At 55.1% G+C, this 16,794-nt stretch carries 15 protein-coding genes; 8 read left to right on the top strand and 7 right to left on the bottom strand.

The genetic code is table 11. The features are described from left to right. Window positions 1-23: 23 nt before the first annotated feature. A complete protein-coding gene (locus LG204_RS03050; protein WP_230335882.1) occupies window positions 24-1,499 on the bottom strand; it encodes a saccharopine dehydrogenase NADP-binding domain-containing protein in 1,476 nt (491 codons plus the stop codon). A 258-nt stretch (window positions 1,500-1,757) separates the two neighbouring features. On the opposite strand from LG204_RS03050, the gene groES reads away from it, so the two are divergent. Together groES and groL are read left to right on the top strand one after the other, a co-directional pair. Then, complete coding sequence (gene groES / locus LG204_RS03045; protein ID WP_230335881.1) at window positions 1,758-2,048, top strand: co-chaperone GroES; 291 nt, start codon at window positions 1,758-1,760, stop codon at window positions 2,046-2,048. 45 nt (window positions 2,049-2,093) lie between these two features. Further along, the gene (gene groL / locus LG204_RS03040; RefSeq protein ID WP_230335880.1) at window positions 2,094-3,737 is read left to right on the top strand and encodes a chaperonin GroEL; all 1,644 of its coding nucleotides are present in this window, start codon (window positions 2,094-2,096) and stop codon (window positions 3,735-3,737) included. A gap of 147 nt (window positions 3,738-3,884) precedes the next feature. Here groL and LG204_RS03035 read toward each other — a convergent pair whose 3' ends face one another. From LG204_RS03035 to LG204_RS03025, 3 genes are read right to left on the bottom strand one after another with little or no spacing between them, the layout of a single operon-like run. Then, window positions 3,885-4,268, bottom strand: a complete 384-nt coding sequence (locus LG204_RS03035) for a copper-binding protein (RefSeq protein WP_230335879.1) — start codon at window positions 4,266-4,268, stop codon at window positions 3,885-3,887. An 18-nt stretch (window positions 4,269-4,286) separates the two neighbouring features. Beyond that, the gene (locus LG204_RS03030; RefSeq protein WP_230335878.1) at window positions 4,287-5,666 is read right to left on the bottom strand and encodes a multicopper oxidase family protein; all 1,380 of its coding nucleotides are present in this window, start codon (window positions 5,664-5,666) and stop codon (window positions 4,287-4,289) included. 54 nt (window positions 5,667-5,720) lie between these two features. Beyond that, window positions 5,721-7,109, bottom strand: a complete 1,389-nt coding sequence (locus tag LG204_RS03025) for a TolC family protein (RefSeq protein WP_230336105.1) — start codon at window positions 7,107-7,109, stop codon at window positions 5,721-5,723. Window positions 7,110-7,272: 163 nt separating this feature from the next. Here LG204_RS03025 and LG204_RS03020 point away from each other — a divergent pair, with 163 nt between their 5' ends. The 6 genes from LG204_RS03020 to uvrD all read left to right on the top strand — a co-directional run bounded on the left by LG204_RS03020 (window position 7,273) and on the right by uvrD (window position 14,524). Beyond that, the gene (locus LG204_RS03020) at window positions 7,273-7,953 is read left to right on the top strand and encodes a heavy metal response regulator transcription factor (RefSeq protein ID WP_230336104.1); all 681 of its coding nucleotides are present in this window, start codon (window positions 7,273-7,275) and stop codon (window positions 7,951-7,953) included. A gap of 2 nt (window positions 7,954-7,955) precedes the next feature. Next, window positions 7,956-9,359, top strand: coding sequence for a heavy metal sensor histidine kinase (locus LG204_RS03015; protein WP_230335877.1), 1,404 nt, complete (start codon window positions 7,956-7,958; stop codon window positions 9,357-9,359). Window positions 9,360-9,650: 291 nt separating this feature from the next. Continuing rightward, on the top strand, window positions 9,651-10,082 hold the full coding sequence (locus tag LG204_RS03010; RefSeq protein WP_230335876.1) for a YfiR family protein: 432 nt from the start codon (window positions 9,651-9,653) through the stop codon (window positions 10,080-10,082). Beyond that, window positions 10,079-11,308 (top strand): diguanylate cyclase domain-containing protein, encoded by a 1,230-nt coding sequence (locus LG204_RS03005; protein ID WP_230335875.1) that lies wholly within the window; start codon window positions 10,079-10,081, stop codon window positions 11,306-11,308. The genes LG204_RS03010 and LG204_RS03005 overlap by 4 nt, the downstream gene beginning before the upstream one ends. A gap of 116 nt (window positions 11,309-11,424) precedes the next feature. Beyond that, a complete protein-coding gene (locus LG204_RS03000) occupies window positions 11,425-11,940 on the top strand; it encodes an OmpA family protein (protein ID WP_230335874.1) in 516 nt (171 codons plus the stop codon). Window positions 11,941-12,361: 421 nt separating this feature from the next. Further along, complete coding sequence (gene uvrD, locus LG204_RS02995; RefSeq protein ID WP_230335873.1) at window positions 12,362-14,524, top strand: DNA helicase II; 2,163 nt, start codon at window positions 12,362-12,364, stop codon at window positions 14,522-14,524. An 86-nt stretch (window positions 14,525-14,610) separates the two neighbouring features. Here uvrD and LG204_RS02990 read toward each other — a convergent pair whose 3' ends face one another. Genes LG204_RS02990 through LG204_RS02980 form a run of 3 tightly spaced genes read right to left on the bottom strand, consistent with a single transcriptional unit; the run spans window position 14,611 to window position 16,776 of the window. Further along, entirely contained in the window at window positions 14,611-15,408 is a 798-nt protein-coding gene (locus tag LG204_RS02990; protein WP_230335872.1) for a BPSS1780 family membrane protein, read from the bottom strand. 33 nt (window positions 15,409-15,441) lie between these two features. Next, window positions 15,442-16,392, bottom strand: coding sequence for a homoserine kinase (thrB, locus tag LG204_RS02985; RefSeq protein WP_230335871.1), 951 nt, complete (start codon window positions 16,390-16,392; stop codon window positions 15,442-15,444). 48 nt (window positions 16,393-16,440) lie between these two features. Continuing rightward, window positions 16,441-16,776, bottom strand: coding sequence for a DUF2782 domain-containing protein (locus tag LG204_RS02980; RefSeq protein WP_230335870.1), 336 nt, complete (start codon window positions 16,774-16,776; stop codon window positions 16,441-16,443). Between the last annotated feature and the right edge of the window lie 18 nt (window positions 16,777-16,794).

Here is a 16,794-nt window from a genome sequence, read left to right as displayed (position 1 = left end):
TGTCTCCCTTAATGTATCAACGTTCATTCATTGTGTTTTTTTATAAGGAAATCTTCAAACTGTAAGCCACCTGTTGAATGTGGTTGCCAGTCTGTGAGAACGCCACCAACATGCCCAAGGTACGGGCGCGCAATGCGCATGACATATCCATGGTCCACATATTCCGCTTCAATGACACCCTTGACAGGATTTTCCAGCATCCAGCTAATGGCGCCAATGATGCCAGCCACGACTTGCAGAGAAGTCGCACTATTGAAGAGCGAAAGCTCGCGTGCCTCTATAAGTGTCAATGTCGAGCCATACCAATAAGCACCGCCCTCAAATACAAGTAGCACGCCCAACTGATCCATACCATTCTCCAGTTCATCTCTCAGAACCTTGGTTACAAATGGCGGTTGGTACTGGTTAGCCCTCCAATTATTTAATGACTCTAATGCAATTGGAGCGGGATGATAAGCATAGTAAACCGTAGGCCGGTAATAAGTTGAACCATCAAGCCCGTCTACTGGCATGGTCAACCAATTGGCAATTGACAGCGCTTCATGATGAGAAAGCAGCAAAGCCTCTTGTGGACCGACTGACGGCACCCACGATTTGACCCTGATATCCATGCTATGGCGATCAAGATAAATGCCAGACTGATCGCCTGATGTATGCCGATGTGCATCAAACGGGAGTGTTTGCTCATGGCTGCCCCAACCCATTTCGGCTGGCTGCCACGCTTCAGCGAGCAACCCATCTACGGACCAGGTATTGTAAAAATGCTCTGCGGGTAGTGGCAGCCTTGTATATTGGGTGTCGCGCTCGGCCACCTGAATGACCTTTACGCCAAGTTGTTGTGCAAGGTCCGGCCATGAGTGCCAGTGATCTAAACCCCTCAAGGTGGCGAGAGATTGCAACCCCTCCTTCACAAGGTGACTGACCAGGCCCGGGTTTGCCCCATGGGCTACGATAGCTGTAGGGTCGCCAGGCCGACTATCTTTCAATATCTCATGCCGCAAAAAATAGTTTGTCGTCAAAGCATGGTCATCTGCCCTATGGTATCCACCAGCCCAAGGCTCCACACAGGTATCGAGGTAAAGGACTTGCCGAGGTCGACACCACTCCACTAACGATTTTGAGGATACTTCCACAGATACATTGATCAGGAGACTGCCTGGCTGCAGGTAGCGGCTGATCGTCTTTTCATAATTACCTTCATCCAGACGCAATGTAATGATCGACAACCCAAAATGCGCGGCTACGATTGCGCCGTCATCGTCTGCTGCGATGATGATGATTTGATGAGGAGCCAGGGAAAAGTGTCGTAGCAGTATTTCGGTGAGGCCTTGTCCGATGCTGCCGTACCCTAGTATCAAAATGGATCGAAGTTGTAAGCTCAATTGAGAAAATGCGTTTTTATTATTTAGTAACTGAATATACTGAAATTGTAACGGCTGAATTATAAAGGCCGCGAAAGTTGACCTTATATTTTTTCCGAACTCAGCAATCCTGGGCATGTGGAATTACATGGTTTTCGCACCCATTCAAAAATAAACACCATCCTATTGAATTTATTAATCAATTTAATATATTCACCTAAATCAAAAACCTCTTGAATTAAATTGCTCACGACAAAAGACCAGCCCTCTCTTGAAAAATCCCACCCTCGCCCTTATTATTAGCACTCTATAGGGTTGAGTGCTAAAAGCACCCTGCCCTACCCGAATTCTGATTAACCCAATGTCAAAAAATGACTTTATTAAGGAGAGTAACTCATGGCAATTCGTCCTTTGCATGACCGCGTGATTGTTAAGCGCTTGGAAGAAGAACGTAAAACAGCATCCGGCATCGTCATTCCAGATACTGCTGCAGAGAAGCCCGATCAAGGCGAGATCCTCGCTGTTGGTCCTGGCAAGAAGGATGACAGCGGCAAAGCTATCGCTCTGGATGTGAAAGTGGGCGACAAGGTGTTGTTCGGCAAGTATGCAGGCCAGGCTGTTAAGGTTAACGGCGAAGAAGTACTGGTACTGCGTGAAGAAGACATTCTGGGCGTTGTTGAAGCTTAATTGCGACGCATCCCTTAACCGAATCTAGATTCAGGAGAATTAACAATGGCTGCAAAACAAGTAATTTTTGGCGATGAGGCACGTGCCAAAATCGTTAACGGTGTGAACATTCTGGCAAATGCCGTTAAGGTAACGCTGGGTCCTAAAGGCCGTAACGTGGTGCTGGAGCGTTCTTTTGGCGCCCCTACCGTGACCAAGGATGGTGTATCCGTTGCCAAGGAAATCGAGCTGAAAGACAAGCTGGAAAACATGGGCGCCCAACTGGTGAAGGAAGTGGCTTCCAAGACTTCCGACAACGCTGGTGACGGCACCACGACCGCTACCGTACTGGCTCAAGCCATCGTACGTGAAGGCTTCAAGTACGTCGCTGCCGGTTTCAACCCAGCTGACCTGAAGCGTGGTATCGACAAGGCTGTTGTGGCGATCGTGGAAGAAATCAAGGCGATCTCCAAGCCAACCACAACCAGCAAGGAAATTGCTCAAGTGGGTTCCATCTCCGCCAACTCGGATGCTGACATCGGTCAGATCATTGCGGATGCCATGGACAAGGTAGGCAAAGAAGGCGTTATCACCGTGGAAGATGGTTCCGGCCTGGAAAACGAGCTGGACGTGGTTGAAGGCATGCAGTTTGACCGTGGTTACCTGTCTCCTTACTTCATCAACAACCCAGAGCGTCAAATCGCCCTGCTGGAAAATCCATTCGTGCTGCTGCACGACAAGAAGATCTCCAACATTCGTGACCTGCTGCCAGCGCTGGAGCAAGTTGCGAAGTCTGGCCGTCCTCTGCTGATCATCGCTGAAGATATCGAAGGCGAAGCACTGGCTACCCTGGTGGTGAACAACATCCGCGGCATCCTGAAGACTGTGGCTGTGAAGGCTCCTGGCTTTGGTGACCGTCGCAAGGCCATGCTGGAAGATATCGCCATCCTGACCGGCGGTACCGTGATTGCTGAAGAAGTGGGCTTGAAGCTGGAAAGTGTAACCCTGAACGACCTGGGCCAAGCCAAGCGTATTGAAGTGGGCAAAGAAAACACCACCATCATCGACGGTGCTGGCGTTGAAGACACCATCAAGAGCCGCATTGAGCAGATCAAGAAGCAAATCGAAGACGCAAGCAGCGACTACGACCGTGAAAAACTGCAAGAGCGCGTAGCCAAGCTGGCTGGCGGTGTTGCTGTGATCAAGGTTGGCGCTGCTACCGAAATCGAAATGAAGGAAAAGAAAGCACGTGTGGAAGATGCATTGCACGCTACCCGCGCCGCTGTTGAAGAAGGTATCGTGGCTGGCGGCGGCGTAGCTCTGCTGCGTGCTCGCGCTGCGATCAAGGAACTGAAGGGCGACAATCCTGATCAGGACGCTGGTATCAAGATCGTGCTGCGCGCGATTGAAGAGCCTCTGCGCCAGATCGTGGCTAACGCTGGTGACGAGCCATCTGTTGTGGTTAACAAGGTACTGGAAGGCAAGGGTAACTACGGTTACAACGCTGCCAACGGCACTTACGGTGACCTGGTTGAACTGGGCGTTCTGGATCCAGCCAAGGTAACGCGTTCCGCACTGCAAAATGCAGCTTCTGTTGCATCCCTGATTCTGACAACCGACGCACTGGTTGCAGAACTGCCTAAGGAAGACGCGCCTGCGATGGGCGGCGGCGACATGGGCGGTATGGGTGGCATGGGCGGCATGATGTAATCAAGGCCTGATGCAGAGGCTGCAAGCCTCGCCATCAAGTAAAAAGCCCCGGGAAACCGGGGCTTTTTTTATGGTCTTTGCAATGGATTGAATGGGATATCCAGCCGCGCTATCGTCAGACCACCAGCCTCACGTCATGCGACTGGCTCAGGGCGCCGGATTTGACGATGAACTGGCTGCCCCCTGCTTTTGGATGGCAATCACCATCAGCACTCCATTCAGCCGCTCAGCACGAAACACCACTTGGTCGCCCTCTGCCAGACCATGCAGCATGGCTTTATCTCGCGCGACAAAGACCATGGTCATGCCCGGCATCCCCAGATTTTTGATATCGCCATGCCGTAGCGTAATGGTGCCTTGCTCCAGATTGATCTTGCGCACTTCGCCTTGGGTGGCGCTGATGTCGGTATCTGCGGCAGAAATCGGTGGCGCGTCATGCGTCATCCCCTCGTGCGCATACCCCGGCAGCGGCAAGGCCATCATGCCGATCAGGTTAAAGGTCCATAAAACACGAATTACTGGCTTGGTCATAAGTAACATCCATTCAGGTTAATGCTGCATGTGGTCGCCGGGTTTGCGCACCTGCACTTCAACGCCACCTTCGGCGTCGGTGTCTGCAGGCCGCTCGACAGGCGGGAGATCGTTTTCCACTTCCCAGGCCACCGTACCGGCGGGGTGCTGGTAATGGCCGGGGTCGCGATAATCATGTTTGGCGATGCCCTTGCGGATTTTGACGGTGGTAAACATGCCGCCCATTTCCACCCCGCCAAACTGGCCCTGGCCCGACATCATCGGCAGGGTGTTGTCCGGCAGTGGCATTTGCATCTCCGCCATATTGGCCATGCCGTGCTGGCCCATGGCCATGTAGTCCGGCAACAAGCCTTGCAGTTGCTGTTTCAAGTCGCGCTGATCCACGCCGAGCATGGTGGGCACGTCATGCCCCATGGCATTCATGGTGTGATGGCTTTTATGGCAATGAAACGCCCAGTCGCCCGGCGCATCCGCCTTGAATTCCAGCGCCCGCATCTGGCCCACAGCAATGTCGGTGGTCACTTCGGGCCAACGTGCGGTGGGCGGCACCCAGCCACCATCGGTGCCCGTCACCATGAACTCGTGACCATGAATATGGATGGGGTGATTGGTCATGCTGAGATTGCCCACGCGGATGCGTACCCGATCGCCTTGATTCACCACCATGGGGCTGATGCCCGGAAAAACACGGCTATTGAAGGTCCACAGATTGAAATCCAGCATGGTATTGATGCGCGGCGTGTAAGCACCGGGGTCGATATCGTAGGCATTGATCAGGAACACAAAATCACGGTCCACCGCCATGGTGGCGGGGTTTTTCGGATGCGTGACCCAAAAGCCCATCATGCCCATCGCCATCTGCGTCATTTCATCGGCATGCGGGTGATACATAAAGGTGCCAGCCCGCTGCGCGACAAACTCATAGGCAAAGGTTTTGCCGGGCTTGATGCCTGGCTGGGTCAGGCCGGTGACGCCATCCATACCATTGGGCAGGCGCTGGCCATGCCAGTGCATGGAGGTGTGCTCGGGGAGGCGATTGGTGACATAGATACGCACGCGGTCGCCTTCCACTACTTCAATCGTGGGGCCCGGGCTCTGGCCGTTGTAACCCCATAAATGCGCCTTCATGCCGGGCGCCAATTCGCGCACCACCGGCTCGGCCACCAGATGAAACTCCTTCACGCCATTGCGCATACGCCATGGTAATGTCCAGCCATTCAGGGTGACTACCGGGTTATAGGGGCGACCATTGTCGGGCATGAGCGGCGCCTGGGTTTCGGCATCACTCACCGAGACAATCTCCGGCAACGCGGCCATGGCGACTTTGCTGACCGTAGCGGCGGTTGCTGCCACCCCGGCCAGGCTGGCACCTTTGAGAAAATCACGCCTAGACACCATATCGTTATCCTGTTCTATTGATTACTTGAGCCTGCTGACTGGTCTGGGCTCGTATTATTGGGCGACCAGAGCCGCAGCTGGCGCAGAAAAATCGGGCTTGCCGATCAACGACATTTCCATATCGCTCTGCGCCAGCCAGAAATCGCGCAAGGCTTCGATGTAGCTGTTGACACTGGCGATCTGCGCGCGCGCATCGGCCAGCAAATCAAACACACTGACCAGCATGCCGTTATAGCGCAGCTGGTTTTCTTCGGCGATTTTCTGGCGGATAGGCACCACGTTATCGCGATAACTCCTGGCGATATCGTAGCTGGCGCGATAACGGCCATAGCCTTCGCGTACTTGCGACCGGGCTTCCACCGCCGTCTGCGCCAGCAGGTTCACCGCTTGCATATAGGTAGACTCTGCCCTCGCCACGCGGGCGCTGCCCCAGTCAAACAAGGGAATCTCCAGCGAAATCTCGACGCCATTTTTGTAAGGGTCCGAGCGTCGCCCCTCCAGCACGCGGGCAGGGCCCAGCTCCAGCACATTGATAAACCGCGTGGTTTTGGTGAGACCCAATTGACCGGCAAGGGCTTCGGTTTGCAGCTTCATCATCTGCAGATCCATGCGCTGCTGCATCGCGGTCTGCTCTAGACTGCCAGCCTCTGCCATCTGCCCAGGCAGATCAGGCATGCGCTCGGGCAACTTATATTGGGCGTGATCCAGCCCCATCAGCCGCGTAAGTTGTTCGGTGGCCTGCACACTGGCCTGGCGGGCACGGGCCGCGCCCACCGTTGCATCTGCATAAAACCCCTGCTCACGCGCCTCATCCAGTGTGCTCCAGTTGCCGGCCTGCTTCATGCGTTGTGCCAGAGTGGCACTGGTCTCCGCCGCCCGCGTCACCTGCTGCATGTAGCGTTCGGACTGCGTGGCAGCCAGCGCGGTGAAATACGCTTTGCGGGTATCGTTGGCCAGCCGCAGGACCTCCAGCGATACCTGGCGCTGGGTTTGCTCAAAGCGGCGACGCTCGATGGCGGTGGCCTTGGGCATGGTCACCAGCGAAAAAATATTGAAGGTCAGCGCCTGTTCGATCTTGTATTCGCCGTCACGGCTGGCGCGCAGCATGGAGAAGCGCGGGTTGGGCAAACGGCCGGCCTGCACCAGATCAGCCTCTGAAATCCCCAGCTCGGCATAGGATGCCTGCAGGCCGCGATTATTCAGCAAGGCAATCTGCACGGCATCATCCACGCCGAGAGGCTGCTGCAACAGTTGTGCGATGCGCTCGTCCAGGGCATGACGCTCGTCTTCGGACTTGACCCAGCGAATATCCTTGCCGGTTCTTGATTTCACTGTGGAAGCCACCTGATCAAATCCGCCATCGCGCGAAAATGTGGCGCAACCCGGCAACAGGCTGACAAGCACAAGGGGCCATAACAGCCGCACACAGGCCCTGCGCATCATGCTTGCCCGCCACAAGTGGATATACGGAATTGGTTTCATGCTGACCATCATGTCATTTGCCACCCAACAGCCAGCTGACATCAAGATTACATTTTTGTCATCTTGCTGCCAGCCAGCATGGTTTGCGGCACAATCACTGTCTACACCACCACCTGACCACTCCATGCGAATTCTTGTAGTCGAGGATGAACACAAAACCGGCGAGTATTTACGCAAAGGCCTGACCGAGGCCGGATTTGTCACGGACCTGGTCCATGATGGACTGGATGGGCAGCATATGGCGCTGGGTGAACACTACGACCTGATCATTCTGGATGTGATGCTGCCGCGCGCCAATGGCTGGCAGATCATCTCGGCCCTGCGTGAGGCGGGCAAGCATACGCCCGTTCTGTTCCTCACAGCGCGGGACCTGGTGGAGGACCGGGTAAAGGGCCTGGAACTTGGCGCCGACGATTACCTGGTCAAACCGTTTGCCTTTTCTGAATTGCTGGCCCGCATACGCACCCTGCTGCGCCGTGGCAGGACGCGCGAAGCGGATGTACTACAAGTTGCCAACCTGGAAATTGATGTCATGCGACGGCGCGTGCAGCGTGATGGCAAGAAAATCGAGCTCACGGCCAAGGAGTTCGGGCTGCTCGAATTGCTGGTTCGTCGGCGTGGTGAGGTATTGTCGCGCTCGCTGATTGCCTCGCAGGTGTGGGACATGAATTTTGACAGCGACACCAATGTGATTGAGGTTGCCATGCGACGCCTGCGCGCCAAGATTGATGACCCGTTTGAGCCCAAGTTGATTCATACCGTCCGCGGCATGGGCTATGTGCTGGATGTGCCCGAGGCGACATAAGCATGCATGCCTCCATCATCACCCGTATCACCCTGATTTTTGCGCTGCTATCAACCAGCGTCATGATCGCCATCGGCACCATCGCCAGCTACTCGGTAGATAGCCACTTTGCCGAAGAAGACTTGCTGGAGATAAAAGGCAAGCTGCAACTCATCCAGCATGCGCTGATGCTGGCACCTGGTGCAGATAGCCCATCGTTGTCACAGCGGCTGGATGACGCCCTGATCGGCCACCATGGCATGATGGTCATGGTATACGCGCCGGATGGGCATGTTGTTTACCGCTCTATGGAGGCAAGCTTCCCTGCCCCGCTACTGACGGCCAAGCCTCCCATATATGGCAGCGATGGCGCGCCGCTACAAAAGTGGCAGCATGATGACCACGCTTACCGCGGACTGGTAGTGCAGTTTGCGACCACGGCACAACGTTCGCCGCTCAATGTTGCCATTGCCGTGGATATCGGCCACCACGACCATTTCATCCATCATTTTCAGCGCGCCCTCTGGCTTTACCTGACCACGGGCATCCTGTTCCTTATAGTGGTGGGCTGGATTGCCGCCCGCCGGGGCTTGCGGCCGATTCGCGACTTTGTGCGCATGGCGGGCACTATTTCGGCCAGCCGTCTGGGCGATAGAATCGACGTTGCCTCGCTGCCACGCGAGCTGGTCGAGCTTGGGGTATCGTTTAATGACATGCTGCACCGCCTGCAGGAATCGTTTATTCGGCTATCGGAGTTTTCATCCGACATTGCCCACGAGCTGCGCACACCGGTTAGCAATCTCATGACGCAAAGTCATGTAGCGCTATCGCAGGCGCGCTCGGCAGGCGAGTATCAGGAAATTCTCTATTCCAATATTGAAGAATACGAGCGGCTCGCACGCATGATTGCCGATATGCTGTTTCTGGCCAAGGCGGACAATGGCCTGCTGGTACCGCATCGCGAAACCATGGATCTGGGCGTAGAAATCGATGCCGTGATTGAGTTTTACGACGCGTTGGCGGCTGAAAAACAACTCTCGCTCATGCGCCATGGTACGGCCACCCTAGCTGGAGACCGCTTGATGATACGCCGTGCTTTCAGCAATCTGCTATCCAATGCCGTGCGCTATACCCCGGTGGGGCAAGCCATTACGATCACCATCCAGAATGACGATACCGACTGGATGATGGTCTTTGTGGATAATGCAGGTGAGCCTATCCCGCAGGAGTCGCTGGCCCGGGTGTTTGACCGGTTTTATCGGGTGGACTCCTCACGCCAGCGTGAGAGTGAAGGCACTGGCCTGGGGCTCGCCATCACCAAATCCATTATCGATGCGCATGGTGGCAATATTCGCGCCCTGTCGAAAGACCACAAAATACGATTTGAACTCAGGCTGCCCAAAGCCAGAGATGATGGTCTCGCGTAAAATAAACACCTGATCGCTTACACACCAGCGGACTGCATAGGCCAATATCTATGCAGTTTCCCCAATTCGGGCCATACTTATGCGATAAATTAAAGAACGAGTGCTTACGGGTAACTCGTCATGTTTGATTGACTAGGGGGTTGTTAAATTTACCGTTTCACACCATTTTCCGGCACGCAATATTGCCTTCCTGATTTTTCGCTGCTGACCTGGCTGGGTTTCGCCTGCCTGCTGCTTGCGAGTCAGGCCAGCCATGCTGCCGCCAGCGATGACATCGCGCGTGGCAGACAGGTGGCGCAAATTGTGTACGGCATCGTCAGCTACACCCGCTGGCCCGCCCCTTTTCCTGAACTTCAGCTATGTATTACCGGCGACACACGCTATGCAGATGCCTTGATAGCGGGGACCCCTAACCCCATGCATCCCCGCATCACGGTACGCCAGCTTGCACAGCATAGTCCTGAAGCCGTCGCCCAATGCCAGATTGCCTACATTGGCACCATGGAGAGTGGCGAGCGTGAATCGCTGCTGGCACAGCTTATCGGACAACCCATACTGATCATCAGCGAACCTCCGCCTTCATGCAGCGCGGGAGGCATGTTCTGTCTGCTGTTTCGTGAAGACAATGTCTACTTTGAAGTCAATCTCGATACCATTGCGCGCAGCGGTTTGCGTGTACATCCCAATGTACTCCAGCTAGGAAAGCGCAAATCTTTGCCATGACGAACTCTCGCTCATCACTCCCAGGATTGGATCAGGTACTAAGGCGCGCGCATCTGAGCGTGGCCCTGATCGCGGTCATTTCCTCCGGCCTTGCCCTCACGCTCGCTGGCATTTATGCCTTGCAGGCCTATGCCACGCAGAATATGCAGCTGGTTGCGCGCTCGCTCAGCTACACGGTCGAAGCGGCTGTGGTATTCAACGATGAGCTGGCGGTGCAGGAAGCGCTGGATAAAGTCGGCAAGCGCGAAGATGTCGCAGAGATTCGTGTCGTCGGGCGCAATGGCATGCCACTGGCAAGCTGGAAACGGCATGAGACCGGCCCGTTTGTGCGGCTCGAAAACTGGCTGGCGAGCATTGTCATGCCTGAACCCTATTATTACCCTGTCACCCACGACAACATCACCATCGGGCGCATTCGGCTGGTACCGCACAGCCGCCTTCTGGTGCAATACCTGGTGACCGGGGTAGCCAGCGTGCTGGCTTGCATGGCATTCAGTACCTTGCTGGCGCTGGCCTTCTCGCGGCGCATGCATGCGGGTATTTCCGGCCCGCTGAACAAGCTCGCCGATACCGCCCACCGCGTTCGTCAATATCGCAGTTTCGGCTTGCGTGCCCCCGCTGCTGACATTGCCGAGCTCGATCAGCTAAACCAGGACTTCAATGCCTTGATGGATGAGCTCGCCACCTGGCAGCGCCATGTGGAACGCGAACATGACACACTGGCCTATCGCGCCAACCATGACAGTCTTACCGGGCTATGCAATCGTGGCTTGCTCGAATCCGAACTGGAGCATGCTGTGCGCGATGCCCGTTTCCACAACAACGCTGTGGCATTGATGTTCATGGATGGTGACCACTTCAAGGAAATCAACGATACCTATGGGCATGGCGCTGGAGACGAGGTATTGAAAATCCTGGCACTGCGCATCAGCGGCCAGTTGCGCGAGAGTGACATTGTGGCCCGCCTTGGAGGGGATGAGTTTGCGGCACTGCTGAAGCCCATCAAACATGCCGAGGATGCCGTGCATATTGCCGAGAAAATCGCCATCCAGATGCAGTCTCCCATCACATTGCCCAACGGTGAGCAGGTCACCACCTCCGTCACCATCGGCATTGCACTTTACCCAGACCATGCCCGCACTGCACAGGAACTGCTGGCGGCGGCAGACGAAGCGATGTACCGCGCCAAGGATCAGGAGCGTGGCAGCTGGGCGATTGGATTATGAAAATCGGGGTTATTTAAAGCATTGATAGATAAAAGCCATTGATAAGGCTTGGTTTTTTAACGTGTGGGCTTCCAACATACAGGGGTATCTGAAATCTATTCACTATGAGGTTTAAATTGCATTCTTTGTTACGTTCCATCATCACCTATGCCATGTTGGCCATTTCTTTTTCCACGTTGTTGACCGCATGTCAGTCAACTCCAACCGCCGCACCGGAGCAGGAAACCCTGCGACAAAAACAGCTTCGCACCCTGAAAGAACAAGGCTTTGTACAAACGGATGAAGGCTGGGAACTCAGCTTTGCCGATAAATTGCTGTTTGATAGCAACCAGTATGTGCTTAACGATAAAAGTCGCGCTGTCGTCAACAAAGTGAGCCAGGCACTGCTGTCTGTGGGCCTGGTAAAGATGCGCATTGAAGGCCATGCCGACAAGTCAGGGCGCGATGCCTACAACACACAACTGTCGGAGCAGCGCGCCAATGCAGTGGCCGATGCGTTCAATCAAACCGGCATTCCGCGTGAAGGCCTCATCGTTCGCGGCATCGGCACACAAAAGCCGATCGCCGATAACTCCACCCCCGAAGGTCGAGCTGAAAACCGGCGCGTTTGTATCATTATTGCCACCGATTAATTCACGGACAGCCCCGTTCAGCGGGGCCTGTCATGGCGGATCAGGGATTGGATAGCAATTCTGTTACATTTTTTTACAATTTAATTTTGCCCAAGGTATAATCAGTTCCAGAAACGCTTCCGCGCCGGAGTCCACAAGGATTTACAAGAGCGACAGGCAAAAAAAACCCCGATTAAAGGGGAGTAAAATCGGGGATCAAGCAGCCTCATCAGATAAGGCTTCCCGCTCAGGGAGGAGAAGCGGGAGATGACTTGCGCCATCTGCAAAGTAAGACGAAGTCACTCGCGTTTAGTTCCGACAATTTCTAAAATTGTCAGAAAAGATCCCCGATTTTTCATTTTTTAACATCCCGTTTTTCTGCCATCACCCCCGTATCCCGCTTTTAGTTCTCTAAGCCTGCATGACCTGCGATAATTGGCAGATGAATTCACAACACGCCCCCAACGCCCTGCTCGAAGGCCTGAATGACAAGCAGCTTGAGGCTGTCACGCTGCCACACCAATCCGCATTGATTCTTGCCGGTGCGGGGAGTGGCAAGACCCGCGTACTCACCACCCGCATTGCCTGGCTGATCCAGACCGGACAGGTATCGCCCAATGGTTTGCTGGCGGTGACCTTTACTAACAAGGCCGCCAAGGAAATGCTGACACGGCTGTCTGCCATGCTCCCAATCAACGTGCGCGGCATGTGGGCGGGCACATTCCATGGTCTGTGCAACCGGCTGTTGCGTGCGCATCATCGCGAAGCCCTGCTGCCTGCCACCTTCCAGATTCTCGACACGGCCGACCAGCTATCCAGCATCAAGCGCCTGATGAAGCAGATGAATGTGGATGATGAAAAGTTTCCACCCAAGCAGGTCATGGGCTATATCAACAGCTGCAAGGAAGAAGGCCTGCGGGCAAATGCCGTGGATGCCTACGACGCCCATTCGCAGCGCATGCGGGAGATTTTTGAAGAATATGACCGCCAGTGCCAGCGTGAGGGCGTGGTCGATTTTGCCGAACTGCTGCTGCGCTGCTATGAACTGCTGAGCCGCGATGCCAGCATACGCCAGCACTACCAGAGCCGCTTCAAATACATCCTGGTCGATGAGTTTCAGGATACCAACCGCCTGCAATACCTGTGGCTGAAGCTGCTGGCCGGGGCGGACAATTGCGTGTTTGCCGTGGGCGATGACGACCAGTCGATTTATGCCTTTCGCGGCGCGCGAGTGGGCAATATGCGCGACTTTGAGCAAGACTTCAATGTGCGCAACATCGTCAAGCTGGAACAGAACTACCGCTCACACGGCAATATTCTGGATGCTGCCAACGCCATCATCACCCACAACCGTAACCGCTTGGGCAAGAACCTGTGGACCTCGGCTGGCAAGGGCGAGCCGATACGCGTGTATCAGGCATACAACGATATTGATGAAGCCAACTTTATCGTCGACGAAATCAAATCCCTGCACAGTGAGGGCACCGAGCTGAGCGAGATCGCCCTGCTCTATCGCTCCAATGCCCAGTCTCGCGTGCTGGAGCATGCGCTGTTTTCAGCTGGTCTGCCTTATCGCGTATACGGCGGCCTGCGCTTTTTTGAGCGCGCCGAAATCAAGCATGCGCTGGCCTATCTGCGCCTGATCGCCAACCCCAACGATGACACCGCATTACTGCGCGTGATCAACTTCCCCACCCGCGGCATAGGTGCACGCAGCCTGGAACAATTGCAGGAAGCCGCCCGCGCCGAAGATTGCAGCTTGTGGCAGGCCGCCATCAACAAAGTGGGCAACGGCCGCCCCGGCAAGGGCGTAGAAGGCTTTGTCGCGTTGATCCGGCAGATGGCGGAAGAAGCCACCGGGCTCACGCTGCCGGAAATGGCCGAGATTGCCACCACGCTGTCCGGCTTGAAAACCCATTACCAGAATGAAAAAGAAGGCGAAGATCGTATCGCCAACCTGGATGAATTAATCTCGGCGGCCGTTACCTTCGTCAATAATAATCAGGATGCCGGCACGTTGACGGATTTTCTCACCTTTGCCAGCCTCGAAGCGGGCGAGCATCAGGCAGAAGTCGGTCGCGATGCCTTGCAACTGATGACCGTGCATGCCGCCAAAGGCCTGGAATTCCGCACGGTCTTTATCAGCGGACTGGAAGAAGGCTTGTGCCCGCACGAGCAAAGCCTTTACGAAACGAACGGGCTGGAAGAAGAACGGCGCCTGATGTATGTAGCCGTGACGCGTGCGCGCCAGCGTCTTTACCTGAGCCACGCGCAAAGCCGCATGCTGCATGGTCAGGTGCGCTACGGTATTTCATCGCGCTTTCTGGATGAAATACCCGAGGCCTTGTTGAAGCGCCTGAATACACGCGCCAGCCCTGGCCGCGGTGGCTATGGAGAGTCTCCGGTATCGCAAGCTGCCACCAGCAGCGAACAGAAAAACAGCATGCCATGGAAGATCGGCCAGGCCGTAGCGCACAGCAAGTTTGGGCAAGGCGTGGTCGTGAATTACGAAGGCAACGCCAACGACATGCGGGTACAGGTGAATTTCGGCAGCGAAGGCATGAAATGGCTCATGCTGGAATACGCCAAGCTGGAAAAGGTATAAAACAAAAAGCCCGCTTATGCGGGCCTTTTGTTTGCAATGCATGAGACTAAGGAGTAGCTGTGATGGCGGCTACGCCACTCAGAATCTTATATAGCGGAGGGTTCCAATGTCTTTGCATCCAGCTTTTTGGCAAAGATGTCGCGATAGCTGACATATTGCAACCCCAGCATCAGCGAGGTCGCCAGCAGCAAAAAGGCCAAGAGTGTCAGCGAGGTCAGGATCAGGCCAACAGGCTTGATAATCGCTGTCACCAGCGCCACCACTATCCCCGTCGCCATCATGCAAAGTGCCAGACCCGCCGTGAGCAATATCCAGGCAAAGGTCAGCGACAACACACTGGTCAGGCAGCCGGCAATACTGGACTTGATGGCTTTCCATACCGAGAACTGGTGATGCGCCACCAGCATGGGAGCAAACCAGGTGGACATGAAAATCGGCGTCATCAACACCAGCATCTTGATCGCCAGCGGCACCGCGCGCGTCGCCAGTGCCTCAGCATCGGCCTTCGCATTCACCATGTCATCCAGCGCCTGCATATCGCCTGACGTCACATAGCTGATGAGGATGCCATAAACCATGCAAGCGCCGCCCAGGGCGACCAGCTTGCCAAGTTGCGGCTTCACTTGTGCGACGATGTCACTGAACTCGGTATCGCGTCCGTAGTCGGCTTCACGGTAAAGCGTGAGCGCCAGCACCAGGAAAAACGGCCCCATGATCACCACCAGCAATTTCACGATCACCGGCAGGAAAACTATCGCTGGGATCACCATGAATAGCAGCACGTAGCTCAGGGCCACCAGCATCCACATGGCAGGATTTTGCCTGAAAATACCAAGACAATCCCTGACCCAATGAATGGCCTCTCTGGCGCTACGCTTGAACATGATTTTTCCCCCTTTATATGATTGGCCGCTGCCTCAAGTGGGTAGCGGTCCCAGCGCCGACGGCTCCGTCATGCGCTTATGCAATATAGTTCTGAAATGGCCCGGATCCTTGGCATGCGTCAGCTCCCCGGCACTCGGGAAATGCAAATCATGCAGGCGCGACAACCAGAACCGCATGGCAGCTGTACGCAGCATGCCCGGCCACGCCTCTATTTCGGCGGCAGTCAACGGGCGCACGGCATGGTATGCCTCTATCAGCGCCATGACTCTGGCCTGATCTAGGCCGCCATCGGCATCCACGCACCAGTCGTTCACCGCAATGGCGACGTCGTAGAGCAAGGCATCCTGACAGGCATAGTAAAAATCAATGATGCCGCCCAGTTCGTTACCATCAAAAAGCACATTGTCGCGGAAGAGATCAGCATGAATCACGCCACTGGGCAGATATTCCGAATCTGCCTCGGCCTCGAATGTCAGTTGCGCATCGAGCAATGCTTTGTCTGCAGGCCGCAATAAAGGAGCCACTTTGGCAGCGGTCTTTTGACGCCACTCACCATCGCGCAGGTTTTTCATGCCCGCAGGAAAGGTCAGCCCGGCAAGATGCATGTCTGCCAGTACACGGCCGATTTCAGCGCATTGCTCAACAGAGGGATGCTCAAGGGATTTGCCGCGCAGGCAGCTGACCAGCGCCGCCGGTTTGCCATTCAGCTCGCCCAGACTGGCACCCGCATGATTCTTGACCGGATGCGGGCATGGTATGCCGCGCTCGGCCAGATGGGTCATGAGATCAAGAAAAAACGGCAGCTCTTCCGCCGTATTTTCTTCAAACAGGGTGAGCACATAACGACCGGTATCGGTCGTCACAAAATAATTGGTATTGGTAATGCCGGAAGCGATGCCCTGCAGATCACGCAGCTGGCCCAGCGGATAAGCTTCAAGCCAATGGCTGAGCTGCTCGAAAGTAACGGTAGTGAATACGGACATAACGCTTATCGTGAGATGGCGAAGAGATGAACTCTTCGCACCGGGATTCTAGAATCGGAACAGTACCCACTTTGGAATCGAGATCGGTGGGGTTGGCCCATTGGAACGTGCCCAATCGCTTTGCTCATCATCCTTGGTCAGGTAGTAAGGCACGCCATGCGAAGGCGTCACCTTCATCATGTAAAGCTCACCGTTAACGCGGTATTCCTCAATGGTGTCTTCGCCCTTTTTGGTGATGGTCACTTCAGGCTCTGGCGTATTTTCATAGCCTGGCGGCGGCGGAGGTGCCTCTGGCAAAGGTTCAAGATTCTTGGGCAGTTCAGCAGCATGGGCGAGCCATGGCAATACCAGTGCTAGAACAACTAAATGACGAAGCAGTCGCATAATCACCTCAGGCTTTGA

The organism is Methylovorus menthalis, assembly GCF_020523625.1.
Taxonomy (GTDB): domain Bacteria; phylum Pseudomonadota; class Gammaproteobacteria; order Burkholderiales; family Methylophilaceae; genus Methylovorus; species Methylovorus menthalis.
This window is presented reverse-complemented; position numbering and strand designations above follow the sequence as displayed.

Bases quoted from the DNA above. Each gene is read 5' to 3' on its own strand.
- LG204_RS03050 (WP_230335882.1), bottom strand. From the start codon at position 1,499: ATGCCCAGGATTGCTGAGTTCGGAAAAAATATAAGGTCAACTTTCGCG.
- groES (WP_230335881.1), top strand. From the start codon at position 1,758: ATGGCAATTCGTCCTTTGCATGACCGCGTGATTGTTAAGCGCTTGGAA.
- groL (WP_230335880.1), top strand. From the start codon at position 2,094: ATGGCTGCAAAACAAGTAATTTTTGGCGATGAGGCACGTGCCAAAATC.
- LG204_RS03035 (WP_230335879.1), bottom strand. From the start codon at position 4,268: ATGACCAAGCCAGTAATTCGTGTTTTATGGACCTTTAACCTGATCGGC.
- LG204_RS03030 (WP_230335878.1), bottom strand. From the start codon at position 5,666: ATGGTGTCTAGGCGTGATTTTCTCAAAGGTGCCAGCCTGGCCGGGGTG.
- LG204_RS03025 (WP_230336105.1), bottom strand. From the start codon at position 7,109: ATGATGCGCAGGGCCTGTGTGCGGCTGTTATGGCCCCTTGTGCTTGTC.
- LG204_RS03020 (WP_230336104.1), top strand. From the start codon at position 7,273: ATGCGAATTCTTGTAGTCGAGGATGAACACAAAACCGGCGAGTATTTA.
- LG204_RS03015 (WP_230335877.1), top strand. From the start codon at position 7,956: ATGCATGCCTCCATCATCACCCGTATCACCCTGATTTTTGCGCTGCTA.
- LG204_RS03005 (WP_230335875.1), top strand. From the start codon at position 10,079: ATGACGAACTCTCGCTCATCACTCCCAGGATTGGATCAGGTACTAAGG.
- uvrD (WP_230335873.1), top strand. From the start codon at position 12,362: ATGAATTCACAACACGCCCCCAACGCCCTGCTCGAAGGCCTGAATGAC.
- LG204_RS02990 (WP_230335872.1), bottom strand. From the start codon at position 15,408: ATGTTCAAGCGTAGCGCCAGAGAGGCCATTCATTGGGTCAGGGATTGT.
- thrB (WP_230335871.1), bottom strand. From the start codon at position 16,392: ATGTCCGTATTCACTACCGTTACTTTCGAGCAGCTCAGCCATTGGCTT.
- LG204_RS02980 (WP_230335870.1), bottom strand. From the start codon at position 16,776: ATGCGACTGCTTCGTCATTTAGTTGTTCTAGCACTGGTATTGCCATGG.